The 26,679-nt window shown below is 74.5% G+C and carries 23 protein-coding genes and 1 pseudogene; 10 read left to right on the forward strand and 14 right to left on the reverse strand.

Annotation, left to right across the window (positions count from 1 at the left end; genetic code table 11):
- Window positions 1-56: 56 nt before the first annotated feature.
- On the reverse strand, window positions 57-1,286 hold the full coding sequence (locus GA0070614_RS24160) for a trypsin-like serine peptidase (RefSeq protein ID WP_088978108.1): 1,230 nt from the start codon (window positions 1,284-1,286) through the stop codon (window positions 57-59).
- A 185-nt stretch (window positions 1,287-1,471) separates the two neighbouring features.
- Here GA0070614_RS24160 and GA0070614_RS24165 point away from each other — a divergent pair, with 185 nt between their 5' ends.
- On the forward strand, window positions 1,472-1,975 hold the full coding sequence (locus tag GA0070614_RS24165; protein ID WP_088978109.1) for a DUF1990 family protein: 504 nt from the start codon (window positions 1,472-1,474) through the stop codon (window positions 1,973-1,975).
- 108 nt (window positions 1,976-2,083) lie between these two features.
- On the opposite strand, the gene GA0070614_RS24170 is transcribed toward GA0070614_RS24165, so the two are convergent.
- A complete protein-coding gene (locus GA0070614_RS24170; RefSeq protein ID WP_088979631.1) occupies window positions 2,084-3,004 on the reverse strand; it encodes a DNA-3-methyladenine glycosylase family protein in 921 nt (306 codons plus the stop codon).
- A 27-nt stretch (window positions 3,005-3,031) separates the two neighbouring features.
- Between GA0070614_RS24170 and GA0070614_RS31465 the strand changes: the two genes are divergently transcribed.
- Window positions 3,032-3,157 carry a hypothetical protein gene (locus GA0070614_RS31465; protein WP_269459454.1) on the forward strand — a complete coding sequence of 42 codons (126 nt, stop codon included), beginning with the start codon at window positions 3,032-3,034 and terminating at the stop codon, window positions 3,155-3,157.
- A 201-nt stretch (window positions 3,158-3,358) separates the two neighbouring features.
- Here the strand turns inward: GA0070614_RS31465 and GA0070614_RS24175 are convergent, their stop codons facing one another.
- From GA0070614_RS24175 to GA0070614_RS24215, 9 genes and pseudogenes are all read right to left on the reverse strand, one after another.
- Window positions 3,359-4,006 (reverse strand): COG4315 family predicted lipoprotein, encoded by a 648-nt coding sequence (locus GA0070614_RS24175; RefSeq protein ID WP_088978110.1) that lies wholly within the window; start codon window positions 4,004-4,006, stop codon window positions 3,359-3,361.
- A 206-nt stretch (window positions 4,007-4,212) separates the two neighbouring features.
- The gene (locus tag GA0070614_RS24180; RefSeq protein ID WP_088978111.1) at window positions 4,213-4,998 is read right to left on the reverse strand and encodes an anti-sigma factor family protein; all 786 of its coding nucleotides are present in this window, start codon (window positions 4,996-4,998) and stop codon (window positions 4,213-4,215) included.
- Window positions 4,995-5,693, reverse strand: coding sequence for a sigma-70 family RNA polymerase sigma factor (locus GA0070614_RS24185; protein WP_088978112.1), 699 nt, complete (start codon window positions 5,691-5,693; stop codon window positions 4,995-4,997). Before GA0070614_RS24185 ends, GA0070614_RS24180 begins: the two co-directional genes overlap by 4 nt.
- An 80-nt stretch (window positions 5,694-5,773) precedes the next feature.
- Window positions 5,774-6,631, reverse strand: coding sequence for a spermidine synthase (locus GA0070614_RS24190; RefSeq protein WP_088978113.1), 858 nt, complete (start codon window positions 6,629-6,631; stop codon window positions 5,774-5,776).
- Window positions 6,631-7,599 (reverse strand): hypothetical protein, encoded by a 969-nt coding sequence (locus tag GA0070614_RS24195; RefSeq protein ID WP_088979632.1) that lies wholly within the window; start codon window positions 7,597-7,599, stop codon window positions 6,631-6,633. Before GA0070614_RS24195 ends, GA0070614_RS24190 begins: the two co-directional genes overlap by 1 nt.
- Window positions 7,600-7,750: 151 nt before the next feature.
- Window positions 7,751-10,225 carry an AAA family ATPase gene (locus GA0070614_RS24200; protein ID WP_088978114.1) on the reverse strand — a complete coding sequence of 825 codons (2,475 nt, stop codon included), beginning with the start codon at window positions 10,223-10,225 and terminating at the stop codon, window positions 7,751-7,753.
- Entirely contained in the window at window positions 10,225-11,373 is a 1,149-nt protein-coding gene (locus tag GA0070614_RS24205; protein ID WP_088978115.1) for an exonuclease SbcCD subunit D, read from the reverse strand. The genes GA0070614_RS24200 and GA0070614_RS24205 overlap by 1 nt, the downstream gene beginning before the upstream one ends.
- A 12-nt stretch (window positions 11,374-11,385) precedes the next feature.
- A pseudogene (locus tag GA0070614_RS24210) lies at window positions 11,386-13,127 on the reverse strand (ATP-binding protein).
- A gap of 296 nt (window positions 13,128-13,423) precedes the next feature.
- Complete coding sequence (locus GA0070614_RS24215; protein ID WP_088978116.1) at window positions 13,424-14,209, reverse strand: pyrimidine reductase family protein; 786 nt, start codon at window positions 14,207-14,209, stop codon at window positions 13,424-13,426.
- Between the two features lie 150 nt (window positions 14,210-14,359).
- Here GA0070614_RS24215 and GA0070614_RS24220 point away from each other — a divergent pair, with 150 nt between their 5' ends.
- From GA0070614_RS24220 to GA0070614_RS24245, 6 genes are all read left to right on the forward strand, one after another.
- Entirely contained in the window at window positions 14,360-14,905 is a 546-nt protein-coding gene (locus GA0070614_RS24220) for a plasmid pRiA4b ORF-3 family protein (protein ID WP_088978117.1), read from the forward strand.
- 237 nt (window positions 14,906-15,142) lie between these two features.
- Window positions 15,143-16,435 (forward strand): ABC transporter substrate-binding protein, encoded by a 1,293-nt coding sequence (locus tag GA0070614_RS24225; RefSeq protein ID WP_088978118.1) that lies wholly within the window; start codon window positions 15,143-15,145, stop codon window positions 16,433-16,435.
- A 113-nt stretch (window positions 16,436-16,548) separates the two neighbouring features.
- Entirely contained in the window at window positions 16,549-17,517 is a 969-nt protein-coding gene (locus GA0070614_RS24230) for a carbohydrate ABC transporter permease (protein ID WP_088978119.1), read from the forward strand.
- A 10-nt stretch (window positions 17,518-17,527) separates the two neighbouring features.
- Window positions 17,528-18,370, forward strand: coding sequence for a carbohydrate ABC transporter permease (locus tag GA0070614_RS24235; protein WP_088978120.1), 843 nt, complete (start codon window positions 17,528-17,530; stop codon window positions 18,368-18,370).
- Entirely contained in the window at window positions 18,367-19,800 is a 1,434-nt protein-coding gene (locus GA0070614_RS24240) for a GH1 family beta-glucosidase (RefSeq protein ID WP_088978121.1), read from the forward strand. Before GA0070614_RS24235 ends, GA0070614_RS24240 begins: the two co-directional genes overlap by 4 nt.
- 89 nt (window positions 19,801-19,889) lie before the next feature.
- Window positions 19,890-20,936, forward strand: a complete 1,047-nt coding sequence (locus tag GA0070614_RS24245; RefSeq protein ID WP_088978122.1) for a LacI family DNA-binding transcriptional regulator — start codon at window positions 19,890-19,892, stop codon at window positions 20,934-20,936.
- 96 nt (window positions 20,937-21,032) lie between these two features.
- Here the strand turns inward: GA0070614_RS24245 and GA0070614_RS24250 are convergent, their stop codons facing one another.
- Complete coding sequence (locus GA0070614_RS24250) at window positions 21,033-22,178, reverse strand: phosphotransferase family protein (RefSeq protein ID WP_088978123.1); 1,146 nt, start codon at window positions 22,176-22,178, stop codon at window positions 21,033-21,035.
- A gap of 149 nt (window positions 22,179-22,327) precedes the next feature.
- Here GA0070614_RS24250 and GA0070614_RS24255 point away from each other — a divergent pair, with 149 nt between their 5' ends.
- Window positions 22,328-23,029, forward strand: coding sequence for an ACT domain-containing protein (locus GA0070614_RS24255; RefSeq protein WP_088978124.1), 702 nt, complete (start codon window positions 22,328-22,330; stop codon window positions 23,027-23,029).
- An 88-nt stretch (window positions 23,030-23,117) separates the two neighbouring features.
- Window positions 23,118-24,221, forward strand: a complete 1,104-nt coding sequence (locus tag GA0070614_RS24260; RefSeq protein WP_088978125.1) for a GNAT family N-acetyltransferase — start codon at window positions 23,118-23,120, stop codon at window positions 24,219-24,221.
- 178 nt (window positions 24,222-24,399) lie between these two features.
- Here GA0070614_RS24260 and GA0070614_RS24265 read toward each other — a convergent pair whose 3' ends face one another.
- Both GA0070614_RS24265 and GA0070614_RS24270 read right to left on the reverse strand, forming a co-directional pair.
- The gene (locus GA0070614_RS24265; RefSeq protein WP_088978126.1) at window positions 24,400-24,804 is read right to left on the reverse strand and encodes a VOC family protein; all 405 of its coding nucleotides are present in this window, start codon (window positions 24,802-24,804) and stop codon (window positions 24,400-24,402) included.
- 24 nt (window positions 24,805-24,828) lie between these two features.
- The gene (locus GA0070614_RS24270) at window positions 24,829-26,394 is read right to left on the reverse strand and encodes an aldehyde dehydrogenase family protein (RefSeq protein ID WP_088978127.1); all 1,566 of its coding nucleotides are present in this window, start codon (window positions 26,392-26,394) and stop codon (window positions 24,829-24,831) included.
- Window positions 26,395-26,679: the final 285 nt, after the last annotated feature.

Raw genomic sequence — 26,679 nt, forward strand, 5'->3', positions numbered from 1 at the left:
CCGTCGCCCTGGGTGGGGTGCCGGAGCGCGCGGGGCGCGCTCCGGCACCCGCGCCGTCAGCTGTTGACGATCAGGCTGGCGATCTGGTTGTAGATCAGGTGGGCCTTGGCGCCCTGGTTCGACGGGCAACCGCCGAGGTGGTGCAGGGCGATGACCCGGTGGTTGGCGTCCAGCACCGGCGAGCCCGAGTTGCCGCCGGAGGTGTCGCAGCTGTAGCTGATGTTCCAGGTGTTGTAGTTCGCGTTCTTGACGGTGCACCGGGTGCCGTTCTGGGTGTCCTCGAAGATCGACAGCCGCTTCGGCCTGCCGTCGCCGTGGCCCGGGATGTACATCCGGGTGCCGGTGGTGGTGGCGGTGGTCGCCAGGAACAGCGTGCCGAAGCCCTGGATGGCGGTGAAGTTGTTCACCGAGTACAGGGCGTAGTCCAGCTCGCCGGAGCCGCCGCTGCTCACCTTGTACAGCGTGGCGCCGCTGACCTTGGTGCCCGGGCCGGGGTTGTTGCCCCCGCAGGTGGCGCACTGGTAGTTGAACTGCATCTCGCTGCCGCTGACCGCGGCCTGCGTCGAGAAGCAGTGCTTGTTGGTCAGCATCCGGTTGGTGCTGCCCACCCGCCAGGTGGTGCACAGCCCACCGCCGCTGATCAGCAGCCGCGCCACGGCGGTGCTGCGGGCAAACTCGCTGGGGTGGCTGCTCTGGTAGCAGACCACGTCACGACGGGCGTCGGTGCTGCAGACGGACTGCAGGGAGATGTTGTGCTGGCTGATCTCCGCGCGGTCGTAGCCGCGCCAGAACCGGTCGATGGTCGCGGCGCTGCCCCGGGAGGGACGGCTGCTGTGCAGCGTCACCACCGCGGTGTCGCCGTCCACCGACATCGCCCAGAAGCCCGGCCGGCCGTCGGTGGTGTAGTCCGAGCCGGTCGCCCGGTTCAGGTGACGGTCGTAGCGGTAGCTCTCCCGGCCGTCGGGGCTGGCGACGGTGACGTACTCGCCGTCGGCCAGCCGCAGCGAGCTGAAGTGCACCTTGACGTACGTCGCGCCGGGGTGCCGGATGATCTGGGTCCGACCGTCGCGGGCGCGGGACAGCGCGCCGTCGACGGTGCGCAGCTCGCCGACCGTGGTGACGCCCTCCGCCGAGAACTGTTCCGACTCCGGCGCCCGCTCGGAGTGCGGGGCCGACGGCGTTGCCGAGGACGCCTCGGCGGCGGGTGCCGACACCAGGCTCAGCCCCAGCGTGAGGGCGCTGAGCGTGACCGCCGCCGTCCGCAGGCGGCGCAGGGCAAGTTTCATGGTCGCTCCTTCCCAGGAACCAGCACCTCGTCGTGCTTTCGGTCTTCCTACCGGACATTGATAGATCAATGCAAATGTCTCTATGGGTAGGAGCATGACGGCGCCCGTCGTCCCGGCGGGCCACCCGCCGCCCGCCCCGGTGGGCGACCCTGCGGCGACCGACCCGCCGCCCTAGGCTGGACGGCGTGTCCGAGCTGACGTACCCGCAGGTGGGATCCACCCGGCAGGGGGCGCTGCCGGCCGGCTGGCACCACCTGCGCCACCGGCGCCGGCTGCCCGACGGCAGCTTCGCCGTCGCGGCCGAGGCCGTGCTGACCTGGCGGCTGCACCGGGCCGCCGGGGTACGCATGCGCACCGACGCCCCACGCGCCGCCCCCGGCGTCCGGGTCACCCCCGGCCTCGGCGTCGGCCCGCTGCGGATCTGGGGCCCGTGCGAGGTGGTCTGGGTGGCCTCCGACAGCCGCCGGGCCGGCTTCGGCTACGGCACCCTGCCCGGGCACCCCGAGCACGGCGAGGAGGCGTTCCTGGTCACCCGGGACGACACCGGCGCGGTCTGGTTCGAGGTGGTCGCGTTCAGTCGTCCGGCGGTGTGGTTCATGCGGGCCGCCGGCCCGCTCGGCCGGGCCGTGCAGCACGCCTACGCCCACTGGCTGGCCCGCACCCTGCGCCGCCTCTGCGCCCGGGGCTGACCCGGCGTCGGCGCGGTCCGCCCCGACCGACCACGGTGACCGTCACGGCGGCCGGGCGACCCGGTCGCGGAGGCCGGTGACGACGGCGCAGGCAGCGCCGCCGCAGCGTCAGAAGCGGGCGAAGGAGCGGATCGGCATCCGTGGCCCGAACCTCGGCGCCTGGACGCCGGCCGCCGCGAGCAGCAGGCAGACCCGGCCCCGGTGACCCCGGAACGGCTCCAGCAGGGCCAGCATCCGCGCGTCGTCGCCGCGCGCCTCACCGGCCAGCGCCCAGGCGACGGTGTTCGGCACGTGGTAGTCGCCGACACTGACCGCGTCCGGGTCGCCGTACGCGACGCGCACCACCTCGGCGGCCGTCCACGGGCCGATGCCGGGCACCGCGGTCAACCGGCGGGTGGCCTCGGCGCTGTCCGCGCAGCGTTCCAGCCGCCCGGCCAGCGCGGCGGCCCGGCGCAACGTGTCGGCCCGGCGCTGCTCCACCCCGAACGGGTGGAAGACCCAGTACGGCGCGGCGGCGACCGCCTCCGGGGTGGGCGGCAGCAGCAGCGGCTGCATCGGCCCGGGCGCCGGCTCGCCGAAGTGCCGCACCGTCGCCGCGTACGCCCGGTACGCCTCCTTGCCGGTGACCTTCTGCTCCAGGACCGCCCGCAGCACCCGGGGGAAGACCTGTCCGGTGGCCGGCATCCGCAGTCCCCGGTGCGCCCCGGCCAGCCGCGCCACCAGCGGATGGGCGGCGGCCAGCTCGGCGAACCCGGTGAGGTCGTCGCGGAGCCCGGCGATCGCGTCGGCCCGCTCCACCAGCCACCCGGCGCCCGGGCCGTACGCCTCGGCGAGCAGGTCACTCCCGGCGGGGCGCAGCGCCAGCGTGGCCGGGCCGGCCGGGGTGCGGGTGGCGTACCAGAAGGTGCCGGCGGCGATCCGCGCGCACGGGTCGTACGGGCTGAAGGTGAGGGACCGGACGGTGGCGGCCAGCCGGTACTCGGCCGGCGGTCGCAGCGTCCGCCGTGCGGCGGGCTCGGTCCAGGTCACCCGCACACTCTGCCACGGCCCGCCGCCGTGACGGACGACACCGCCGACGCCCTGCACGTCGGCGGTGTCTCCATCCCGCCGAACGGACCGGCCGCGTGGCGGCCGTGGGTGCGGGGTTGGGGGGACCTCGGCGCGCGCGCCGGCTGGCGTTGACACGCGCGCCGCCCTCGTCCGCTGGCGGGGTTCCGTGGGGGAGGGCTCCGGCGGGGGAACCGTGGCGCCGGCCCTCGACGGGCCGGCGCCACCACCGGGGCGCACGACGCTGCCGGTACGTCGGCGTCCGGATCCGTGACGGTGGCCGGCCGCGCCCTCCCCGGCTGCGGCCGACCACCGTGTCTCACACCGGGCGGGCGGTCAGTAGGTGTACTCGCCGCCGCCGCTGTTCGCGCCGCTCTCGGCCGGCGGGGCGACCGCCTTCGGGGTGCCGGTCGGCAGGCACTCCAGGTTCTTCTTGCCGTCCGGCTGGACGACGAACCAGGTGCCGCCGACACCCTGGCCCTTCCACTGGCCCGCCTTCTTGTCACCGATGTAGCGGTAGACCGGCCAGCCGCCGATGGTGATCTGGCGGGTGCCGTCCTGGCGGGTGACGGTGCCGACCTTGTCGTCGGAGACGCCCTGCAGCTGCGGGTTGCCGTCGGTCAGCGCGGGCGGCCACACCTGGGCGCACTTGTCCACGCAGTTCGACGACGGCGGGTCGTCCGAGTCCTTGTCGAAGCGGTAGAGGACGAAGCCGTCCTGGTCGGTGACGACCTTGCCCATCCGGGCGACGTTCTTGCCGACGAGCTGGTCGGTCAGCTGCACATCGGCGGGAGGCGGCGCCTGGTCGGCGGCGGGCGCCTCGGGGGTCGCGGAGGCCTCCGGCTCCACCGCCGCGGTGGGCTCGGCCGCGGCGACGGCGACCGGCTCGGCCGCGCCGCTGTTCGCGTCGTAACCCGCGGGAGCGCAGGCCGTAAGTGCGACCATCGCGCTCGCCACGATGACGGTCCGCTTCATCTGTGCCACGTGCCCTCCTCATTCTTGGCAGTTCACCGAGTAGTACGGAGGGTCCACTGTCAAGGTTGAACGATCGACCGTGGGCAATTTCACTAAAATCCGTTGAACCGAACCGGGCACCGCTACGTGTACCGGCACATCCGGCCCCGTACCGGCGGGAACGCCGAAACGGCGCCGGCCCACGCGGGGCCGACGCCGATCGGTGCGTCGCGGGATCAGGGGACGACGGTCACCAGCGGGCTGGCCACCCCGTTCGCGTCCACCGACTGCACCTGCAACTTCGCGATGTCGTTCTTCGGCGCCGAGGTGGCCGCCTCCAACTGGAGGTCCTGCGGGTTGCTGTTGGTGCCGTACCCGCCACCCGGCACCGACCAGGTGGAGACCACCTCGGTGGTGGCGTTCTTGCGGATCACCACCAGCCGGCAGGTGCGCGGGCCGGGCAGCCGGGTCAGGTTGAACCCGATCCAGGTGCCGTACTCCTTGTTGGCCAGCCACATGGTGGCCTTCACCCCGGTGCTGCCGTCGGTGGCGTCGTGCTGCTCTCCCGGGATCTCGTTCGGGCCGCCCGCGCCGGGCCCGGACCGGGTCGGCTGCGGGGTCGGCGGCCCGTCCACCGCCGGCGCGGAGACCGTCGGCTCGGCGATCACCTGGTCGCCGCCCTCACCGACGCCGAGGACCGCCACGCCGATGCCGCTGAGCGCGCCGACCGCCACCACCGCGGCGGCCATCGACAGCACCTGACGGAACCGGGCGCGCCGCCGGTGGGCGCGCACCGCGACCAGCGTACGGTCCAGCAGCGCCGGATCCGTCGCCGTGTGCTCCATCGCCATCATCGTCTCGCCGTCGATGTCGGAGAGCAGCCCCACCACGGGCACCATCGTCTCCAGCTCGGCGGCGCAGGCCCAGCACGTGGCGAGGTGCTCCTCGAACCGTTCGGTGTCCTGCTGGTCCAGCACGCCGAGCGCGTACGCGGCGACGTCCATGTGTTCGGCCCGGCTCATTCCGTCACCCCCCTCTCCTGCAGAGCCGTGCGCAGGGCGCGCAGCGCGTAGTAGACCCGCGACTTGGCGGTGCCGAGCGGAAGGCCCAGCTCCTCGGCCGCCTCCGGCACCGTGCGGCCCCGGAAGTACGTCGCCACCAGGATCTCCCGGTGGGACTGGCTCAGCGTACGCAGCGCGTCCGCCACCGTCATGGTGCGCAGCACCCGGTCGGTGCTGTCCGCCTCCGCGAACGCGGTCAGGTCCCGGTCGTACGTCTCGGCCGGGCGGGCCTGTTCGCTGCGGTGCTCGTCGATGGCGATCCGCCGGGCCACCGTCACCAGCCACGGGCGCAGCGAGCCCTGGCCCTGGGCGCCCAGCCGGTGCGCGTTGCGCCAGGCCCGCAGCAGGGTCTCCTGCACGATGTCCTCGGCGCGCTGCCGGTCACCGCCGGTCAGCCGCATCACGAACATCAGCAGCGGCCCGGCGTGCTCGGCGTAGAGCAGCCGGATCAGCTGGTCGGAGTGACTGGCCTCAGGGGACACCGCCTGGTGGCGTCCGGGCGCCGGTCGCGGCGTCACCGGGCCATTCTGGCGAGCGGTGGGTCCGGCGTCGACCCCCCGGGCCGACCTGGAGGCACGGGGCTGGGGCTGGGCCCGGGCGAACATCCACCCTGGCCTGGCCATCTCGCCGTGCAAGCCGGCCGCGACCGCACTCATGCAGACCTCCTGCTGTCCTATGACATCAGCGGGCCCACGGGGAGGGCCGCCCCAAGGTACGTGCGGGTCGGCCCGGCGGATCAACGGCGTACCGAAAAAATTCCGGGCGGCGGTGGGGTGGAGTCGACGGCGTCCACGTCGTGGACCACCGGCGCACCGCCGGCGAACCGGTCCAGCTCCGCGCCGGCCAGCACCCGCCCGGGGAACCAGTCACCGGCAGCGCGCCGGGTCAGCTCCGGCACCGGCGGCGACACCCGGCCCGCGACGAGCACCAGGTTGCCGTAGCGCCGCCCGCGCAGCACCGCCGCGTCACCGACCAGGCAGGCGTGCGGCAGCACCTGGCGCACCGTGGCGACCTGGGCGCGGGCGTGCCGCAGCGGCGGGCCGTCGGCGAGGTTCGCCAGGTACCAGCCGGACGGGGCGAGCACCCGGGCCACCTCGGCGGCGTACTCGACGCTGGTCAGGTGGGCGGGCGTGCGCGCGCCGGCGAAGACGTCGGCGACCACCACGTCGTACGCGCCGTCGCGGGTGGCGGCCAGGGTGGCGCGGGCGTCGGCGATCCGCACCTTCAGCCGGGGATCGGCCGCCCAGGGCAGCTCCCGGCGGACCAGCTCGACCAGCGCGCCGTCCAGCTCGGACACCCGCTGGGTGGACCCCGGGCGGGTGGCCTGCACGTACCGGGGCAGGGTCAGCGCGCCACCGCCCAGGTGCAGCACCCGCAGCGGTGCGCCGGCCGGGGCGAGCAGGTCGAGCGCCGCGCCGAGCCGGCGGACGTACTCGAACTCCAGGTGGGTCGGGTCGTCGAGGTCCACGTGGGACTGCGGCGCGCCGTCCAGCAGCAGCGTCCACGAGCGCGGGCGGTCCGGATCGGGCACCAGCTCGGCCCGGCCGGTGTCGACCGGCGCGACGACCCGGTCGTCGCCACGGCGGCGGCCCATCAGCGTCGCGCCCCGCGACCCCGGGTCGCCATGGTCAGCGCCCGGTGCAGCAGCCGGGCGTCGCCCAGCAGCGCGCGCAGCCGCCGCTCCAGCCCGGCGATCGGCACCAGGTTCTGCGGGGCGCGCGGGTCCTTGTACGGCGAGGAGGCGAACCGGGGCAGGGTGACCAGCGACAGGTCGGCCAGCGCGATCGCCTCCGGCGGCGGCAGCTCCGCCGAGCACTCCATCCGCACGATGCCGGCCCACGGCGCGCCGGCCGCGACCGGCAGGCGCAGGTACCACGACCAGCCGCCCCAGGCGGTGCCGAGGCGGAACACCGGGGACCGTTCGCCCGGACGCAGCGCGGTCACCACGGCGGTCAGCCGGGCGTCGAGGTACTGGCTGTGCTGGGTCTTGATGTAGCCGAGGGTGCGGGGCAGCTGCCGGCGGGCGCGCAGCGGACCGTCCACGACGAGCAGGTCCCCGTCGGTGCGGGCGGCGTCGGAGACCTCCACCTCCAGGGCGGTCAGCGGCCCCTGCACGGCGGCGGGCAGCTTGCTCAGCTCACCCGCCCCGCCGACCCGGTGCACCGGGTAGCGCACCCGCCCGCAGACCACCTCCTCGGCCGACGGGCTGGCGGTGAACAGGCCCCGCCCGACCTTCGCCCCGGCCAGCTCCGCCGCGCCGCGCTCCAGGTCGCAGCGGACCACCCCGGCCGCGTACGAGGCGGCGACGCCGGGGAACGAGGCGCCGTCGTCCTCGGCGGTCCAGACGCTGGCGTCGATCCGGCGTACCCCGTCGACGAGCAGCACCACGTCCGGGGCGCGCAGGCCCGGCCGGGGACCGATCGCCCGCCAGTCCACCACCGGCAGCTCGACGTCCGCGTCGACCTGGGCGCTGCTCGGCGCGGCCGGCCCGCCCGGGGCCGCCTCGAAGGACGCGCCGTAGGACGGGTCCCAGGCGTCCACGAAGAGCTTCGGCCCGCTCACGCCGCCCCCGCCCCCGCCCGCACCGGCCACCGACCCGCCGGTCGGCCGCGGCCCGCCGGCCCGACGCGGCCCGCCGGTCGCACGTCGCGGGCCGCTCGGCCGCGGCCCGCCGCGCGGAGGTCGCCCGCCACGGCGCGGTCCCGCCGCGCCGTCACAGGCCGGTCCGCTCGACACGGGCCGTGCGGGCGTCCTTGCGGACCTCGTAGCGGACCGGGATCCGCTCGGCCAGCGCCGGCACGTGGGTGACCACGCCGACCATCCGGTCACCCCGGGCGGCCAGGCTCTCCAGGGTGGCCGCCACGGTGTCCAGGGTGGCCGCGTCCAGCGTGCCGAAGCCCTCGTCCAGCACGATCGACTCCAGGCTCGCCGCGGTGGTGGACATCCCGGCGAGCTGCTCGGACAGCGCCAGCGCCAGGGCCAGCGACGCCTGAAACGTCTCACCGCCGGAGAGGGTGCGCACCGCTCGCCGCAGCCCCGCGTCGTGGTGGTCGACCACGAAGAACTCGCCCTTGTCGTGCACCAGGTCGTACTGGCCCTGGGACAGCTCGCGCAGGATCCGGGACGCGCCGTCGACCAGCAGGTCCAGCGCCTCGGCCAGCAGCCACCGTTCGAAGTTGTTGGCCCGCAGGTGCCCGGCCAGCGCCCGGGCGGTACGCGCCCGTCGCTCGTGCTCGGCCCGCTGCTCCCGCAGCTCTCCGGCCTGCTCGCGGCGCTCCTGCAACCGCCGCCGCTCCGCCTCCGCACGCTCCGAGGCCACCGCGACGGCCCGGGCCGGGTCGTCCTCGGGCGGCAGCCCGGCGTCGGCGAGCAGCCCGGCGATCCGGTCCTCGACCGCGCCGGCGGCGGCCTCCGCCTCGGCCACCGACGCGGCCAGCCCGACCCGCTCGGCACGGCGCTGCCGCACCTGCTCGCCGGCCCACTCCGCCAGGGTGGTCCAGGCGCCCGCCACGTCGTCGCGGTCCGCGGCCGGCGGACCGAACCGGGCCAACCCGTCGCGGGCGGCGTCGAAGCCCCGCCAGGCGGCGCGCAGCCGGTCCTCCGCCGCGTCGACCGCGCCCCGGGCCCGGCGCGCGGCGTCACGGCCGGCGCGCACCGCCGTCGCCGCCTCGTCGAGGGCCCAGCGCAGCCGGGCGTGCTCGTCCAGCGCGGCGCGCAGCGCGGCCGGCGCGGCGGCCCCGGCGAGCTGGCCGTCCAGCTCGGACAGCCGGGCCGCGAGCTGGTCGGCGCGGGCGCGGGCGTGGACCAGCACCCGTTCCAGGTCCCGCGCGGCCGCGTCGCGCTCCTGCACCAGCGCCTGCGCGCGGGTCGTGGCGGCCCGGGCGGCCTTGCCGGCGGCGGTCGCCGCGGCCACCGCCGAGCCCGCCGGCACCGCCGGCACCCGGGCCACGGTCTGCTCGCAGACCGGGCAGGTCCCGCCGTCGGACAGGTGCGCCCGCAGGGCGACCGCCTGGTCGGTGGCCTTCGCCTCCTCGTGGGCGCGGAACGCCGCCTCCAGGTCGGCCTCGGCCCGGGCCGCCGCCTCCCGGGCCGCCGCCAGCGCCGCCACCGCCGCGTCGTGCTCGGCCTGCGCCGCGCCGACCGCCGCGCGGACCGTCTCGGCCTCGCCGGCCAGCTTCTCCCGGTCGCCGTGCGCCCGCAGCAGCAGCCGCAGGGTGCTCTCGTCCCCGGCGGCGGCGAGTTCGCCGCGCAGCTTCTCCTCGCGCTCCTCGGCCAGCGCCACCGCGGCCGACGCCGCCTCGGCCGCCGCCCGCGCGGTGAGCACCGCGCGGGCCACCTCGGCCACCCCGTCCGGCGCGCGCACCCCGGCCAGCCCGGCCAGGTCGGCGTCGAGGGCGGCCAGCGCCGCCGCCGCCTCGCGCGCCGCCGCCCGCGCCCGCTCCCGTTCGGGTACGGCGGCGGCGACCGCCCCGGACAGCTCCCGCATCCGCTCCACCTGCGCGGTGGCCGCCGCCAGCGTCGCGTCGTCGACGTCGGTCAGCCCGGCGAGCATCCGGTCGACCGCCTCCAGCTTCGCCTCGGCCTGCCCGGCCCGCTCGGTGGCGCGTTTCTGCACCTCCTCGTAGACGCCGAGGCCGAGCAGGTTGACCAGGATCTGCTGCCGGGTCGCCGGCTTGGCGTGCAGGAAGTCGGCGAACTGCCCCTGCGGCAGCACCACGCAGGAGGTGAACTGCTCGTACGGCAGCCCGACCGCCTCCAGCACCGCCTGCTCCATCTCGGCCGGGGTGCCGGCGACCACCTCGCCCAGATCCTCCGGGCTCAGCCCGGTGTCGAGCTTGGTGACGTCGAAGCCGGGCGGCATGAGCTGCAACCCGGCATTGGCGGTCTTGACGTTGCCCCGGCCGTCGCGGCGGACCACCCGGGTGGCGACGTAGCGGTCGCCGGCGGACTCGAAGACCAGCCGGACGCGGGCCTCGGTGGCCGACGGCGCGAGCGCGTTGGCCAACCCCCGGGTCCCGCCCCAGCGGGGCACCGTGCCGTACAGGGCGAAGCAGATCGCGTCCAGCACGGTGGACTTGCCGGAGCCGGTCGGGCCGACCAGGACGAAGAAGTCGGCGTCGGTGAAGTCGACGGTGGTCTCGTCACGGAAGACGGTGAAGCCCGCCATGTCCAGCCGCATCGGCCGCATCAGCGCTCCACCTCCTCGAACAGCTCGTCGAAGAGGTCCCGCACCCCGTCGTCGTCGTGGCCCCGGCTGTCCAGGTAGTCGGCGAACAGCTCGCGCGGGGAGCGGCCGGCCCGCTGCGCCATCCGGGTGCCGCTGCCCGGCGCGGGCACCAGATCCGGGTCGATCCGGATCTCCAGCGCGCGGGGCAGCAGCTCCTGCACCTCCTCGCGCAACCCGGCCCGGGGCTGCTCGCGGACGAAGACCCGCAGCCAGCCCTCCGGCGGGGTCGCCTCGGCGAGCTGGGCCAGCGTGCCCCGGACGGTGCGCAGCGGCACCGCCGCCGGCACCGGCACCTCGCGTACCTGGGCGGCGGTGCGGGCGGTGACCTCGACCAGCGTCACCGAGGGGACGTTCTCCTGCTCGCCGAAGTCCACCGCGATCGGGCTGCCGCTGTAGCGCACCGGGCAGGGCCCGATCACCCGCTGCGAGCGGTGCAGGTGGCCCAGCGCCACGTAGTGCGCGGTGGTCGGGAAGACCGTCGCCGGGACCGCGTAGCCGAGCACCGTGTGCGCGTCCCGCTCGCCGCCGCCGGTGCTCGCCCCGACCACGGTGAGGTGGGCGGTGACCAGGTGCACCCGGTCCGGCTCGGTGAAGCCCTCGGTGAGCCGGGTCAGCACCCGGCCCAGGTGGTCGGCGTACGTCTGGGTCGCCTCGGCGGCGGTCAGCTCGTACATCTCCACCGCGCGCACGGCGTAGCGCTGGGACAGGAACGGCAGCGCGGCGAGCTGCCAGCGTTCGCCGTCGCGGGTCACCCCGTCGACGACGTGCTCGGCCGGGTTGGCCAGTACGCTGCCGCGCAGGGTGATGCCGGCGGCCTCGGCCCAGGGGCGCAGCGCGTCGAGGGCCTGGCCGTTGTCGTGGTTGCCGCCGATCGCCACCACGTCCGCCCCGGTACGCCGCAACGCGGTCAACGCCCGGGTGACCAGCCGGGTCGCCTCCGGTGTCGGGGCGGCGGTGTCGTACAGGTCGCCGGCGACGATGACCAGGTCGGGACGTTCGGCCACGGCGATCTCGATGACGTTGGCGAGCACCTGCTTGTGCTCGTCGACGCGGGACTGCCCCTTGAGCACCTTGCCGACGTGCCAGTCCGAGGTGTGCAGGATCTTCATGGTGGCCGGCCCCTAGAACGGGATGTCGTCGTCGGAGGAGCCCGAACCGACCACCGCGAACGGGTCGGCCGACTGGGTGATCGAGCGCAGCGTCTGCGACGGCGGCCGGCCCGCCTCGGAGACCCGGGTCGCCCAGGCCGGGAAGGGGAACTCCAGGCAGAGCGGGACCGGGATGTCCGGCTGGTTGACGAACATGGTGCCCGGCTTGGCCAGCAGCGCCCGCTGGCGCTGGGCCGGCGGGAGGAAGCCGTACTCGGGACGGGACGCCTCGGCCGGGTCGAGTCGGCCGACCACCCGGATCGCCGAGTTGGTCACGATGCGCCGCTCCACCTCGCTCGCCGTCTGCTGCGCGCCGACCAGGATCACCCCGAGGGAGCGGCCCCGCTCGGCGATGTCGAGCAGCACCTCCTTGATGGGGGAGGAGCCCTCGCGGGGGGCGTACTTGTTCAGCTCGTCCAGGACGACGAAGAGCAGCGGCTTGGCGGTGCCGGACTTCTCCTTGCGCTCGAACTCGCTCTTGAGCGTCACGCCGACCACGAAGCGCTGCGCGCGGTCCGGCAGGTTGTGCAGGTCGACCACGGTGACCTGGGCGCTCTCCGCGGTGTTGATCGAGTGCGGGCGGCGGGTGGCCAGGTCGCCGCGGATCAGCCGGCCCAGGTCCTTCTTGCTGCCGATCAGCCGGCGGGCGAAGGCGTTGACCGTGCCCAGGCCGACCGCGCTGCCCGCCCAGTCGCCCCGGGTCTCGTCGTCGTTGAGCTGCTCGACGATGTGGTCGACCAGGTCGGCGTACGACCCCAGCCGGACCCCGTCGACGCTCACCCCGCCGTCGGCGGGCTGGGCGTAGCGGGCCAGGTGGGCGGCGACCGAGTGGACCACCATCGTGTACTGCTGGCGCTCGTCGTCGGCGTCGGCGAAGACGTACGGCAGGAGCCGGTCGGCGCAGAACTCGCTCAGCGTCCAGTAGAAGCTGTCCACGCCGGTGAGCCGGCTGCTCACGTCGGGGGTGCCGGAGGAGTCGCCGACCCGGGGCGGGGCGTGGACCCGTACGTCGGGGAAGGCCCCGGCGTCCAGCCCGAGCTTCGCGTACGCCGCCCGTCGTCGAGGCGGGCGTTGGGGTGGTCGAGGAAGAGCAGGTCCTCGCCCTTGACGTTGAAGATCAGCGCCTTGGCGTTGACCGCGTCGCCACCGAGCACCCCGGAGCGGAAGACCGAGTAGAGCAGGAAGGTGGCGAAGCTGGTCTTGGTGGCCACGCCGGAGATGCCGGAGATGGAGACGTGCGCGCCCCGGCTGCCGTCGAGGAAGTCGGCGTTGAGGTAGACCGGGACGCCGTCGCGCCCCATGCCCATCGGGATCCGCCGTTCCATCCGGTCGAAGTGCAGCGCCCGGGCCCGGGCGTCGCCCTCGGCCCGGAACACCGCCGCGCCCGGCGCGGGCGGCACGTAGAGCTCCGGGTCCACCCGGGTGGTGGTGACCTCGGCCGCCTCCTGCACCTGGGCGGGGAGGGTGCCGTCGGCGATGGCGAAGACGTCCGAGTCGAACTGGGCGCCCTCGTGCCGCGCCCGGACCTGGGTGACCACCCCGGCGATGGTCACCGGCTCCCGGTCGGGCAGCTCGCGGCGGGTGACCACCACGTCGTCGAGCTGGAGGTAGCTGTCGGGGGAGACGGCCGTCCAGAAGGTCAGCGGGGTGGCGTCGGCGGTGCCCAGCACGCGGCCGACCGCCTCGCCCGGGCCGTCGAGCAGGTCGTCGGTCATCGGGGGGCTCCGGTCAGCTGCTCGTCTCGGTCAGGGCGCACGCCCTGCATCCTGCCCGAGGTGTACGACAGGTCGCCACGCGACGCGGCGGACGCCACGCCGGCTCGTCCGGGGTCCTCGCGGCCGGTCACCGGCGGGTGACGGCGTGTGCCCCGGTGCGGCCGGTCGGGCGGCGTGCGTCCTGCGCCACCGGAGACGCCCGGCCGGACCGGCGTGGGCGGGGACCAGGGCGGCGCGCACCGGGACGGCCGGGCGGCGCCGATCGGGGCGGGCAGGCCGGGCCGGGGCGGGCGGTGTCAGGCGGCCGGCGCGGAGCCGGCGGGTGGGGCGGCGGCCTGGTCGCGGGCGTGGCGCAGCATCAGCGTCCCGTCGTCGGCGGCCAGCACGTGCCGCAGCGGCAGGGGCCGGGCCGCCCCGGCCTCACCGGCGGTGATCCGCCCCGGACCGGCCCCGGCCAGCAGCGGCGCGACGGTCAGGCAGAGTTCGTCGACCAGGTCCGCGGCGGTGAGCGCGCCGAACAGGTGCGGGCCGCCCTCGCAGAGCAGCTGTCCGAGCCCTCGGCGGCGCAGCTCGGCCAGCCCGGCGGCGAGGTCGACCGTCTCCGCGCCGACGCGGACCAGGTCGGCCACGTCGGTGAGCCCGGCCGGCGGGGTGGCCGCCTCGGTGGTCAGCACGACCGGCCGCACCGGCGCGTCGGCGAACGCGGCCTGGGCCGGGTCGAGCGCCAGGGAGCCGGAGACCACGACCAGGGTGGGGTACTCGGCCAGGCCGTGCTCCCGCCGCCAGTCCCGGCGCGGCGCGCTCAGCCGCACCGCCCGGTAGCCCTCGTGCCGCAGCGTGCCGGCGGCCACCACCAGCCCGTCGCAGAGCATCCGGAGCAGGCCGAAGACCCGCTTGTCCGGCTCGCCGGAGAGCCCGGCGGAGTAGCCGTCGAGGGTCACCGCGCCGTCCAGGCTGGCCACGAAGTTCACCCGCAGGTGGGGGCCCTCGGCGCGGCCGTAGAGCGCGGTCAGCTCGGCGTCGTCCAACGGGGGCGACGCGGGCGCCGGCCAGATCCGGCGGATCGGCATTCCGACGCTCATTCGCCGGCCGGACCGGTGACCGGAGGGGTGGGTCCGGGGGTACGGTGCTGGCAGTCGCACCACTTCCGGCCGGGGCAGCGGTCGTGCCGCCGGTCCCGGCAGGCTCGGCAGATCATGCCGGCAGCCTATGCGGTGGGAGGAGGGGACAGCATGCCACGTCAGATCTTCCAGCTGAAGATGTCCCTCGCCGGGGTGCGCCCGCCGGTCTGGCGGCGGGTGCTGGTCCCCGGCGGCTACACCCTGGACCGGCTGCACCGGGTGGTGCAGCACGCCATGGGGTGGCGGGACTGCCACCTGCACTCGTTCGAGATCGACGGCACCCAGTACGGCGAACCGGACCCGGACGGCGAGCTGTCGCTCCGCGACGAGCTGGACAGCCGCCTCGACGCGGTGCTCGGCAAGGGCAGCCGGCTGCGCTACACGTACGACTTCGGCGACTGGTGGGAGCACGACCTGGTGGTCGAGGACGCCTTCACCGCCGAGGAGGGCGAGCGTTACCCGGTCTGTCTGGACGGGGCGCGGGCCTGCCCGCCGGAGGACGTCGGCGGTCCGTCCGGCTACGCCGTGCTGCTGAGCGCGCTCGCCGACCCGGCGCATCCGGAGCACGAGGCGATGCGGGAGTGGGTCCCGCCCGGCTTCGACCCGGAGTTCTTCGACCCGGGTCGCGCCAGCACGCTGCTGCGTCGCTTCTGCTGATCCCTCCGCACCACACCGGGCGCGGGAAACGCCATCGGCGGTAACGATCTGGGAACGCTCCCAATGGTCTATTGACACCCCTGTCATGCCCCGGCAATCTCATGGGAGCGTTCCCACGGCGTGGTGCGGGTCACCCCGCAGTCGCCCGCCGACCGGTCCCTGCCGGCCGGCGCGGGAGCGCGAAGAGCACCCCCCACCACACCCAAACCCAGCCTCACCACTGAAAGAGGGGTCAGGATGAGCGTCACCACGCGGCGTACCCGCCTTGCGGCCGCCGCCCTGGCCGCAGTGACCGCAATCGGCGGTCTCGCGGCCTGCGGCAACGACGACGACGCCACGGAGTCCGGCGGCAAGCCCGCCAAGCTGGTCGTGGACACCTTCGGCGAGTTCGGATACGACGAGATCGTCAAGCAGTACGAGAAGGACACCGGCATCAAGGTCGAGCTGCGCAAGACCGCGCAGCTCAACGAGTACCGCCCGAAGATCGTGCGGGCGCTCGCCACCGGCAAGGGCGCGGCCGACGTCGTCGCCCTGGAGGAGGGCATCCTCAACGAGTTCAAGGCCAACCCGGCCAACTGGGCCGACCTCGGCCCGCTGGTGTCCGACCACAGCAAGGACTACCTGCCCTGGAAGTGGGAGCTCGGCAAGGCGCCGGACGGCCGGCTGATCGGCCTGCCGACCGACGTGGGCTCGCTGGCGGTCTGCTACCGCCGTGACCTCTTCCAGGCGGCGAAGCTGCCGACCGAGCGGGACCAGGTCGCGGCCCTCTGGCCGGACTGGAACGCCTTCATCGAGACCGGCAAGAAGTACCGCGCCGCGACCGGCAAGGGCATGCTCGACTCGGTCACCACCGCCTCCAGCGCGGTGATGTTCCAGCAGGGCGGCGACCTGTTCTACGACAAGCAGGACAACGTCGTCGCCGACACCAGCGCCTCGGTGAAGGCCGCCTGGGACACCGCGATCGCGATGGCCGACGCCAACATCACCGCCGAGACGGCCACCTGGTCGCCGGAGTGGTCGGCCGGCTTCAAGCAGGGCACCTTCGCGGCGACCTTCTGCCCGTCCTGGATGCTCGGCATCGTCCAGGAGAACTCCGGGCCGGAGAACAAGGGCAAGTGGGACGTGGCACCGGTCCCCGGCGGCGCGGGCAACTGGGGCGGCTCCTGGCTCGCCGTGCCGACCCAGAGCAAGCACCCCAAGGAGGCGGCGAAGCTCGCCGAGTACCTGACCAACGCGCAGAGCCAGGTGGCGGCGTTCAAGGCCAAGGGCCCGCTGCCGACCAACCTGGAGGCGCTGAAGAACCCGGAGTTCCTCGCCTACACCAACGAGTACTTCAACAACGCGCCGACCGGCAAGATCTTCGGTGACAGCGTCGCCAAGATCCAGCCGCTGCACCTCGGCCCGAAGCACCAGGCGGTGAAGGAGAACGCCTTCGAGCCGGCGCTGCGGTCGTACGAGAACGGGCAGTCGCCCAAGGACAAGGCCTGGGAGCAGTTCACCAAGGACGCCAAGACCCAGGGCGCCTTCTGATCACTGACCCACCACCGGCGGTGGCGTCCGGGTCTCCCGGACGCCACCGGCGGCGTCCCGTTCCACGTACCGCCCGCCTCACCGGCCCCGCCGGCGCCGGGAAAGGACACCGCATGAGCCTGTCGGCCACGAGCGCGCCGCCGTCACCGGCCGCGCCGCCGCCCCCTCCCACCCGGCGCCGGAGCCGGGCGTTGACGCTCAACCGCCTCGACCTCAAGGTCTCCCCGTACCTCTACATCGCCCCGTTCTTCGTGCTGTTCTCGATCTTCGGGCTCTACCCGATGCTGCGCACCGCCTGGATGTCGCTGCACGACTGGAACCTCATCGGCGAGCACAGCTTCATCGGGTTCGACAACTACACCCGGCTCTTCACCGACGAGTACTTCTGGAACGCCACGGTCAACACGTTCGGCATCTTCCTGCTGTCGACCGTCCCGCAGCTGCTGCTGGCGCTCTTCCTGGCGACCCTGCTCAACCGGACGTTGCTGCGCGCCCGCACGTTCTTCCGGATGGCCATCTTCATGCCGAACGTGGTCTCCGTCGCGGCCGTGGCGATCGTCTTCGGCATGCTCTTCCAGCGCGACTTCGGCCTGTTCAACTGGCTGCTCGGCCTGGTCGGCGTCGACCCGGTCGACTGGGACGCGCAGAAGTGGAGCTCCTGGACCGCCATCTCGTCCATGGTCAACTGGCGCTGGACCGGCTACAACACGCTGATCCTGCTCGCCGGCATGCAGGCGATCCCGAAGGACCTCTACGAGGCGGCGGCGATCGACGGGGCCAGCCAGTGGAAGCAGTTCTGGCGGATCACCCTGCCGATGCTCACCCCGACCTTCGTCTTCGTGGTCACCCTCTCCACCATCGGTGGACTCCAGCTCTTCACCGAGCCGCTGGTCTTCGCCAACGGCAACATCATCGGTGGCGACCAGCGCGAGTTCCAGACGCTCGCGATGTACATGTACGAACTGGGCATCGAGAACCTGAACACCGCCGGGTACGGCGCCGCGGTGGCCTGGGCGATGTTCGTGATGATCGCCCTGGTCTCACTGGTGAACTTCCTGCTCGTCCGCCGTACGGTCAAGTGAGGAGCGACCCGTGAACTCGGCTTCCCAGCGCCTGTGGCGCACCAGCCCGCTGATGTACGTGGCCCTCGTGCTGGCGGTGCTCTTCTCGATCTATCCCTTCTACTACATGGTGGTCATCGCCACCCGCAGCCTGGACTCGATCAACGACGTGCCCCCGCCGTTCACCCCGGCCGGCTCGTTCGGCGACAACTTCGGCCGGGCGCTGGACAACGAGGCGGCGAACTTCGTCACCGGCCTGGTCAACTCGCTGATCGTCTCCACGGTGGTGACCGTCTCCGTGGTGATCACCGGCTCGCTGGCCGGCTTCGCCTTCGCCAAGCTGCGCTTCCGGGGCCGCAACATCCTGCTGCTGGCGATCATCGTGACCATGATGATCCCGACCCAGCTCGGCCTCATCCCGCTCTGGGGCATGATCCAGGACTTCGGCTGGTACGACACCCTCTACGCGGTGACCGTGCCCTTCCTGGTCAGCGCGTTCGGCGTGTTCATGATGCGGCAGTACGCCACCCAGGCCATCTCCGACGAGCTGATCGAGGCGGGCCGGGTGGACGGGGCCAGCACCTTCCGGATCTTCTGGAACATCGTGCTGCCCGCGCTGCGCCCGGCCGCCGCCGTGCTCGGCCTGCTCACCTTCATGGAGACCTGGAACTCCTACCTGTGGCCGTACGCCGTGCTCACCCCCGAGAACCCGACCCTGCAGGTGTCGCTGGCGTTCCTGTCGTACGCCTACTACACCGACTACTCGCAGGTGTTCGCCGCGACCGCCGTCGGCACCGTGCCGTTGGTGCTCGTGTTCATCCTGTTCGGCCGCCAGATCATCGGCGGGATCATGGAAGGTGCCGTCAAGTCGTGAGCAACCCGAGTCATCCGCCCGCCGTCGGCGTACTCGACCAGGGGCCGGAACTGACCTTCCCGCCCGGCTTCCTGTGGGGCGCGGCGACCGCCGCGTACCAGATCGAGGGGGCGGCCACCGAGGGTGGCCGTGCCCCGTCGATCTGGGACACGTTCAGCCACACCGAAGGGCGGGTGGTCGCCGGGCACACCGGGGACGTGGCCTGCGACCACTACCACCGGATGCCCGACGACGTGCGGCTGATGGCCGACCTGGGCCTGAAGTCGTACCGGTTCTCGGTGTCCTGGCCGCGGGTGCAGCCGGGTGGCTCGGGCCCGGCCAACGCCGAGGGCCTGGACTTCTACCGGCGGCTCGTCGACGAGCTGCTGGCGAACGGGATCGAGCCCTGGCTGACCCTCTACCACTGGGACCTGCCCCAGCCGCTGGAGGACGCCGGGGGCTGGCCGGCCCGGGACACCGCCGGCCGGTTCGCCGACTACGCCCAGCTCGTCGCCGACGCCCTCGGCGACCGGGTGAAGTACTGGACCACGCTCAACGAGCCGTGGTGCTCGGCGTTCCTCGGCTACGGCTCGGGCGTGCACGCCCCCGGCCGCTCGGACGGGGCGGACGCGGTCCGCGCCGGGCACCACCTGATGCTCGGCCACGGCCTCGCGGTGCAGGCGCTGCGCGCCAGCCGGCCGCAGGCGCAGCTCGGCATCACGGTCAACCTGTACCCGGTCACCCCGGCCAGCGACGCCCCCGGCGACGTCGACGCCGCCCGCCGCATCGACGCGCTGGCGAACCGGTTCTTCCTCGACCCGGTGCTGCGCGGGTCGTACCCGGCCGACCTCGCCGCCGACCTGCGGGAGGTCACCGACTTCGGGCACGTCCGCGAGGGCGACCTGACGGTCATCTCCACCCCGCTGGACCTGGTCGGCGTCAACTACTACAGCCGGCACGTGGTGGCCGCCCCGGTCGAGGGGGCGGAGCCGGAGAAGTACTGGCGGGCCCCGTCGTGCTGGCCGGGCAGCGAGGACGTCCGGTTCGTCACCCGGGGCGTCCCGGTCACCGACATGGACTGGGAGATCGACGCCCCGGGCCTGGTGGAGACGCTGCGCCGGGTGCACGAGGAGTACACCGACCTCCCGCTGTACGTCACCGAGAACGGCTCCGCCTTCGTCGACGCGGTGGTGGACGGGCGGGTCGACGACGTCGACCGGCTCGCCTACTTCGACGCCCACCTGCGGGCGGCGCACGAGGCGATCGAGGCCGGGGTGCCCCTGCGGGGATACTTCGCCTGGTCGCTGATGGATAATTTCGAATGGGCCTGGGGTTACACCAAGCGGTTCGGGATGGTCTGGGTCGACTACGACACCCAGGCCCGTATCCCCAAGTCCAGCGCCAGGTGGTACGCCGAGGTGATCCGACGCAACGGTCTGGCCGCACAATAGGCGAAGGCCAGCAGCTTTCCGGGCGGTCCCGCCCCCGTACCCCCTCCCCGGGGTGGTGGCGGGCCCGCCCGACGTCGGAGGAGCAGACGATGACAACGCAGCGCACCCGGTCGCTCGGGCGCCCGACACTCGACGCGGTCGCCGCCCGCGCGGGTGTCGGCCGCGGCACGGTCTCCCGGGTGGTCAACGGCTCACCCCAGGTCAGCCCCGAGGCCCGGGCCGCCGTGCAACAGGCGATCGCCGAGCTGGGGTACGTCCCGAACCGCGCCGCCCGGGCTCTGGTCACCCAGCGGACCGACTCGGTCGCCCTGGTGGTCTCCGAGTCGGGCGAGCGGGTCTTCACCGAGCCGTTCTTCGCCGGCATCGTGCGGGGTGTCAGCTCCGGGCTGCTGGAGACGCCCCTGCAGCTCTGGCTCGCCATGGTGCAGTCCCCGATCGAGCGGGAACGGGTCGAGCACCACCTGACCAACCAGCACGTCGACGGGGTCCTGCTGCTCTCGCTGCACGACTCCGACCCGCTGCCCACGCTGCTGGAGGAGCGGGACCTGCCCACCGTGCTCGGCGGCCGGCCGGCGCGCATGCTCCAGCCCGGGGCCCGGCCCTCGTGGTTCGTCGACGTGGACAACGTCGGCGGCGCCCGGCAGGCGGTCGAGCACCTGGCCCGCCGGGGGCGGCGGCGGATCGCCACCATCGCCGGCCCGCAGGACATGGGCGCCGGCCTGGCCCGCCTCGCCGGTTACCGCGACGCCGTGCGGGCCGCCGGGGCCGAGGTCGACCCCCGCATGATCGTGTACGGCGACTTCAGCGAGGGCAGCGGCGCGGCCGGGATGCGTCGGCTGCTGGAGGTCTGCCCCGATCTGGACGCCGTCTTCGTCGCCTCCGACCTGATGGCGTTCGGCGCGTTGAAGACGCTGCGCGAGGCGGGCCGCCGGGTGCCGGAGGACGTGGCGGTCATCGGCTTCGACGACGCGCCGGTCGCCCGGCAGGCCGACCCGCCCCTGACCACGGTCTTCCAGCCGGTGGAGGAGATGGGCCGGCAGATGGCGCGGCTGCTGGTGGCCCGCATCCGGGGCGAGGAGATCCCCAGCCCACACATCCTGCTCGACACCCAGCTCATCCACCGCGCCTCCGCCTGACCCGCAGCCCGGGGCGGGCGGGGCAGGAGCCGCGGCGACGGTCTCAGCCGGTGGCGGACCGGCGGCGCGGCCCGGGCACGGCGTACCCGGGGGCCGTCACGACGTGCGGACCGCGCGCAGGCCGTGCGCGACCAGCGGCGCGACCATGTCGCCGATCCGGTCGAAGCCGGCACCGAGGGTCTGCCCGAGGGTGTGCCGGTAGTGGATGCCCTCGCAGATCACCGCGAGCTTGAAGCAGCCGAGCGCCACGTGCCAGTGCAGCGGCCCGACGTCGACGTCGCTGCGCCCGGCGTAGCGCTCGATCAGCTCCGCCCCGGTGGGGAACCCGGCGCGCGGGCCGATCCCGTCGGCGACCGGGTTGCCGGCGGCGAGGTCGCTGTCGCCGAGCACGTCCCAGTAGGTCAGCAGCAGCCCCAGGTCGGCCAGCGGGTCGCCCAGGGTGGCCATCTCCCAGTCGAGCACCGCGCGCACCGAGACCGGGTCGACGGTGGCGAGGAGGTTGTCCAGCCGGTAGTCGCCGTGCACGATCCGCCCGGCGTTCGCCCCCTCCGGGACGCTGCCGGCCAGCAGGTCGCGCAGCTCGTCGATGCCGGGCAGCGGGCGGCTGCGGGACCGGTCGAGCTGTCCGGCCCAGCGGCGCACCTGCCGGCCGAGGTACCCCTCGGGGCGGCCGAAGTCCGCCAGCCCGACCTCGGCCGGGTCGACGCTGTGCAGCGCGGCGAGGGTGTCCATCATCGCCAGGGCCAGCTCGCGCCGCCGCGCCTCGCCGAGCGGGTCGGTCTGGGCGCGGCTGCGGAACACCTCGCCGGGCACCCGCTGCATCAGGTAGAAGGGCGCGCCGACGACGTCCGGGTCGTCGCAGAGCAGCAGGGCGGCGGGGACCGGCACCGCGGTCGGGGTCAGCGCCGAGATCACCCGGAACTCGCGGGCCATGTCGTGCGCGGTGGCCAGCACGTGGCCCAGCGGCGGGCGGCGCAGCACCACCTCGTGCCCGCCGGAGCGCAGCAGGTACGTCAGGTTGGACTTGCCGCCGGCGATCAGGGTGGCGGTCAGCGGTGCGGCGGCCAGCTCGGGCCGGTGCGCGGCCAGGTAGCCGGCGAGCCGGTCGAGGTCCAGCCCCTTCGGGGAGCCGTCGCGCGCGCCGGCGGCGTCCGTCCCGGCGGCCGGGCGATCGGTGGGGGACGCGGCGGGGGAGGCCGGAGAACTCCCAGGCCGGAGCGCGTCGACGGCCGGATCGGTCATCCGAATAGTTGATGGCAGCTCAGCTTTGTTGTCAAGGTCGGATTTTCCGCTCGGGACATGCCAGCGAAACGGGGGCGAAATGGTCAACCGGCAGGCTGGTGCCCAGCCTGCCGGCCGCCACGGCCGGCCCGCCGAGCGGAGGGACTGACATGTTGCTGAGAGTTCGGGTGACCCTGCCGGACCGACCCGGCACGCTCGGCCAGGTGGCCCGCACGCTCGGCGTCTCCGGCGCCGACATCGTCCAGGTCGTCGTCCTGGAACGGCTCGGCGGGCGGGCGGTGGACGACTTCACCGTGGTCTGGCCGGGCGCCGCCCGGGTGGAGCGGCTGCTGGCCGGACTGGCCGCCATCCCCGGGGTACGCGTCGACGGGGTGTGGCGGGCGATCGGCGCGCCGACCACCACCGGGCAGGACGCCGAACTGCTCGCCCAGGTCGCCGCGAACCCCACCGACGGGGTCGCCACCCTGGTCGACGCGGTGCCCGGCCTGCTCGGCGCCGACTGGGCGGTGGCCGCGGTGGTGCCGCTGGACTGGGCCTCGCGCGGCGGCGGCGGGACGCCGACCGTCGGGCAGGCCAGCTGGCGGGCGCCCGAACCGCCCCGGCTGCCCGAGGTGACCCCGTTGCGGGCCCGGGCGCTGACCGGCGCCGACGGCACCCACTACGCGGTCGCGCCGTTCGGGCGGGCCGGTCTGGTGCTGGTCGTCGCCCGCGACCACACCGAGCCGCTGACCGCCGCCGCGTTCCACGCCACCGAGGTGGACCGGTTGGCCCAGCTCGTCCGGGCCGGCGCGGTGATCCTCGGCGACCGGCTCGACCTGGTCGGCCCGGCGGCGGTGACCAGCGTCACCTGAGCTTGGCCGCCGGTTCCCGGGGTGTCACCGCCGGGCAACGACGTGGCAACAGCCGCCCGGCAGTGTCGTAGCGGGGAAGGGAGTGGACATGGCGTTGTGGCGGATCCGAGCGACGGTGGACGACCGGCCGGGCTACCTGTCGGTGCTCACGGCGAGCCTCGCCCTGCGCGGGGTCAACATCCTCACCGTGCAGGTGCACACCACCGAGGCCGGGGCGGTCGACGACTTCCTCGTCGACGCGCCGGACGCGCTCGGCGAGGCGGACCTGGTCGCCGCCGTGGAGCGGGGCCGGGGGCGGGACTGCTGGGTGGCGCGCAGCGAGGCGCGCGGCCTGGTGGACCAGCCGACCCGGGTGCTGGGCCTGGCGACCCGGCTGGTGCGGGACCCGGAGGCGACCGGGGAGGCGCTGCGCGTCCTGCTCGGCGCGGACGAGGTGAGCTGGCGGCCGACGCCGGCCGGCCCGGGCGGCGGGGTCGGCGCGTCGACCATGCTGCTGGCCGACCCGACCGGTGGGGCGTACGAGCTGCGCCGGCTCCAACCGAGCTTCACCCCGGCCGAGTACGCCCGGGCGCAGGCGCTCCTCGAACTGGCGGGCGGCCTCGCCCGGCGGGACGCCGACCGGGTGACCCTGGTGCTGCCCGACTCGTCCGAGACGGTCGTCCGCCCGGCGACCGTGGACGACCTGGCCGGCGTGGTGGAACTGCACGAGGCGTGCTCGGCGCGCAGCCGGCAGCGGCGCTACCTGAGCGGGGCGGGGTGCCCGTCGCCGGGGCGGCTGCGTCGGCTGCTGGACCCGGTCCGGGGGGTCAGCCTGGTCGCTACGGTCCCAGGCTCCGGGGCGGCGGCGGAGTCGGTGGTCGCGATGGCGAACCTCCTCGGCGAGGGGGACGAGGCCGAGGCGGCCCTGCTGGTCCGGGACGACTGGCAGCGGCGCGGTCTCGGCTCGGCGCTGCTGCGCCGGCTGCTCGGTCACGCCGACCGGGCCGGGTACGCCGCCGTGCTGCTGCACGTGCACGCGGAGAACGCCCCGATGCTGCGCACCGTACGCCGGCTGGGCCGGCCGACCCCGATCGAGCGGGACGGCGCCCTGCTGACCGTGACGGTGCCGCTGACCACCCGCGCGGCGTCGGCGGGCCGGATCGGGCCGCCCCGGCAGGCCGACGCGACCGCTCGGGCGCGGCGGCGGGGGTGACGGGAAGGGGCGGGCGGGGCGCGACCACCCGCGTCGGGGACGGTGCCCACGTCACCCGACGCATCCCGGCCGGCCTCCGGTGCGGAGGACGGCGCGACGGCAGGGCCCCCGGTGCGGGGGCCCTGCCCGGCTGCGGGCCGGGGGGCGGGTGTCGAAGGCCAGGGACTCCGACGCCGACCTAACCGAAGTGGGTGCCGGCCCGCCGGTGCCCGGAGACGCAGAACCGGTTCCCCTCCGGGTCGGCCAGCACGACGTACGGCCGCTGGCCGGGCTCCGGCTCGTCGGGGTAGTGCCGCCAGTCGACCCGTCGCGCGCCCAGCCCCAGCAGCCGCTCGACCTCCTCGTCGAGGTCCCGGTCCCCCGCGTCCAGATCCAGGTGGACGCGGGGGAACTCCTCCGGCGGGCTCTGGCTGACGTCCATCGCGATCGCCGCGCCGGGCACGCCGGGCGGCGGTTCGAGGACGATCCACTCGTCGCCGTCGTAGCGGGGCGGCCGTCGTACGTAGCCGAGGGCGGCGGCCCAGAAGCGGCCGGCGCGACGGTCGTCGGCCACCCCCAGGGAGATCTGCTCGATCATCGACATGGGCGGATGCTAGCCGCCCGGGGCTCAGGTCGCCGGGTAGCTGCTGTAGTCCGGGAAGTTGCCGTAGAGCCGGCCGTCGCCGCCCTGGGTGACCGCCTGCACCAGCAGGTCGCCGCCGACGAAGGCGCCCTTCCAGGACGCGCCACGGCCGCCGAACGGCTCGTCCCGGTCTCCGCGCGAGCGGGGCTTGTTGATGCCCACCTTGAACGCCTGGAGGTCGACCGCGAGCTTGCCGGCCAGTTCCTCGTCGTCGCAGGCGAGCGAGGCCACCAGCGCGCCGTTGGAGGCGTTCATCGCGGCCAGCAGCTCGTCGGTGGTGTCCACCACGACGATGGTGTCGACCGGGCCGAACGGCTCGGCGTGCATCAGCCGGGACCGGCCGGGCGGGGCCAGCAGCACCGCCGGCGCCACGTACGCGGAGGTGTCCTGCCCGTCGAGGAAGGGCGCCCCGTCGAGCTTGCCGCGGTGCAGCGGGACCGCGCCGTGACGGACCGCGTCCTCGACCTTGCGGCGCAGCTCGTCGGCCTTGGCGGCGCTGATCAGCGGGCCGAAGTCCAGCTCGGGCAGCGGGTCCCCGGCCGACCAGGCATCGTCGACCGCGAGCGGGTGTCCGAACCGGACGGAGCGCACCACCGGCAGGTACATGTCCAGGAACTCGTCGACCAGGTCGCGCTGGACGACGAAGCGCGGGTACGCGGTGCAGCGCTGCTTGCCGTACTCGAAGCCCTTCTTCAGGTGCGCGGCGAGCGTGTCCCACTGGGAGAAGTTCCACACGCCCCAGGCGTTGAGCCCCTCCTGCTCGATGAAGTGCCGCTTGTCGGTGTCGAGCAGCGCCGCGGCCACCTTGCCGCCGTTGGAGCGCCCGCCGACGAACGCCACCGCGCCGATCTCGGGCGCCCGGACCAGGACCTCGGAGAGCTCCTCGCCGCTGCCGGAGAGCAGCGTGGCGGGCAGCCCGGCGCGGCGCATCAGCGCGTGCGCCACGGTGAGGCAGACCGCGCCGCCCTGCGACGGGGTCTTGGCGATCACCGCGTTGCCGGCGAGCAGCTGCACCAGTTCGGCGTGGACCAGCACGCTCATCGGGTAGTTCCAGGAGGCGATGTTGCTGACCGGGCCCGGCAGCGGCTCCCGCCCGTCGGCGAGCATCCGGTCGATCTCCTCGACGTACCAGCGGACGCCGTCCAGGGCGCGGTCCACGTCGGCGCAGGCCAGCCGCCACGGCTTGCCGATCTCCCAGACCAGCAGCAGGGCGAGCAGGTCGCGGTGCGCGGTGAGGGCGTCCAGGGCGTCGGTGACGCGGGCCTTGCGCTCGGCGAGCGGGGTGGCGGCCCAGTCGCGGTGTGCGGTGGCGGCGTGGCCGACCGCGGCGCGGGCGGTGTCGGCGTCGAGCCGGGCGATGTTGACCAGGACGGTGTTGTCGACCGGGGTGCGTACCGGGCTCGGCGTGCCGGCCGCGCGCCACTCGCCGGAGAGCAGGTTGTGCAGCGTGGTGACGCCGTCCGCCTCGGGCCCGAAGGCCTCCGGCGTGGCGGCCACCGCGCGGGCGAGGGTGTCGGACCAGGCGGTGCCGTCGGCGAGTCGTAGAGCCATCGCGTTCTCCTCAGTCGACCGGGGGGAGCGGCGGCGTCGATGGCACCGCTGGTGTGGCGTACTGTCGCCCGCGGCCGAGCGGGGCGGCAACAGTACGTTCGTATGTCAGGACGCGAACGGGGCCGCCGGCCCCTCGTCGCCCTCCTCGCCGAGCCGGTGGCAGCGGTCCTGAGCTGCGCAGACGTACGCCAACAATTGACAGCTATCGATGGTGTGATGAATGCCCGTCTGGCGTCCACACCGGTTACCGGTCGGTACGGCAGGGTGTCGGCGGCGGTCGGCGGG

The sequence above is a fragment of the Micromonospora coxensis genome (assembly GCF_900090295.1).
Lineage (GTDB): Bacteria > Actinomycetota > Actinomycetes > Mycobacteriales > Micromonosporaceae > Micromonospora > Micromonospora coxensis.

Coding starts and splice junctions, on each gene's coding strand:
- GA0070614_RS24225 (WP_088978118.1), top strand. CDS start 15,143: ATGAGCGTCACCACGCGGCGTACCCGCCTTGCGGCCGCCGCCCTGGCC.
- GA0070614_RS24265 (WP_088978126.1), bottom strand. CDS start 24,804: ATGTCGATGATCGAGCAGATCTCCCTGGGGGTGGCCGACGACCGTCGC.
- GA0070614_RS24270 (WP_088978127.1), bottom strand. CDS start 26,394: ATGGCTCTACGACTCGCCGACGGCACCGCCTGGTCCGACACCCTCGCC.
- GA0070614_RS24160 (WP_088978108.1), bottom strand. CDS start 1,286: ATGAAACTTGCCCTGCGCCGCCTGCGGACGGCGGCGGTCACGCTCAGC.
- GA0070614_RS24230 (WP_088978119.1), top strand. CDS start 16,549: ATGAGCCTGTCGGCCACGAGCGCGCCGCCGTCACCGGCCGCGCCGCCG.
- GA0070614_RS24245 (WP_088978122.1), top strand. CDS start 19,890: ATGACAACGCAGCGCACCCGGTCGCTCGGGCGCCCGACACTCGACGCG.
- GA0070614_RS24185 (WP_088978112.1), bottom strand. CDS start 5,693: ATGAGTGCGGTCGCGGCCGGCTTGCACGGCGAGATGGCCAGGCCAGGG.
- GA0070614_RS24180 (WP_088978111.1), bottom strand. CDS start 4,998: ATGAGCCGGGCCGAACACATGGACGTCGCCGCGTACGCGCTCGGCGTG.
- GA0070614_RS24255 (WP_088978124.1), top strand. CDS start 22,328: ATGTTGCTGAGAGTTCGGGTGACCCTGCCGGACCGACCCGGCACGCTC.
- GA0070614_RS24190 (WP_088978113.1), bottom strand. CDS start 6,631: ATGGGCCGCCGCCGTGGCGACGACCGGGTCGTCGCGCCGGTCGACACC.
- GA0070614_RS24260 (WP_088978125.1), top strand. CDS start 23,118: ATGGCGTTGTGGCGGATCCGAGCGACGGTGGACGACCGGCCGGGCTAC.
- GA0070614_RS24215 (WP_088978116.1), bottom strand. CDS start 14,209: ATGAGCGTCGGAATGCCGATCCGCCGGATCTGGCCGGCGCCCGCGTCG.
- GA0070614_RS24200 (WP_088978114.1), bottom strand. CDS start 10,225: ATGCGGCCGATGCGGCTGGACATGGCGGGCTTCACCGTCTTCCGTGAC.
- GA0070614_RS24220 (WP_088978117.1), top strand. CDS start 14,360: ATGCCACGTCAGATCTTCCAGCTGAAGATGTCCCTCGCCGGGGTGCGC.
- GA0070614_RS24250 (WP_088978123.1), bottom strand. CDS start 22,178: ATGACCGATCCGGCCGTCGACGCGCTCCGGCCTGGGAGTTCTCCGGCC.
- GA0070614_RS24205 (WP_088978115.1), bottom strand. CDS start 11,373: ATGAAGATCCTGCACACCTCGGACTGGCACGTCGGCAAGGTGCTCAAG.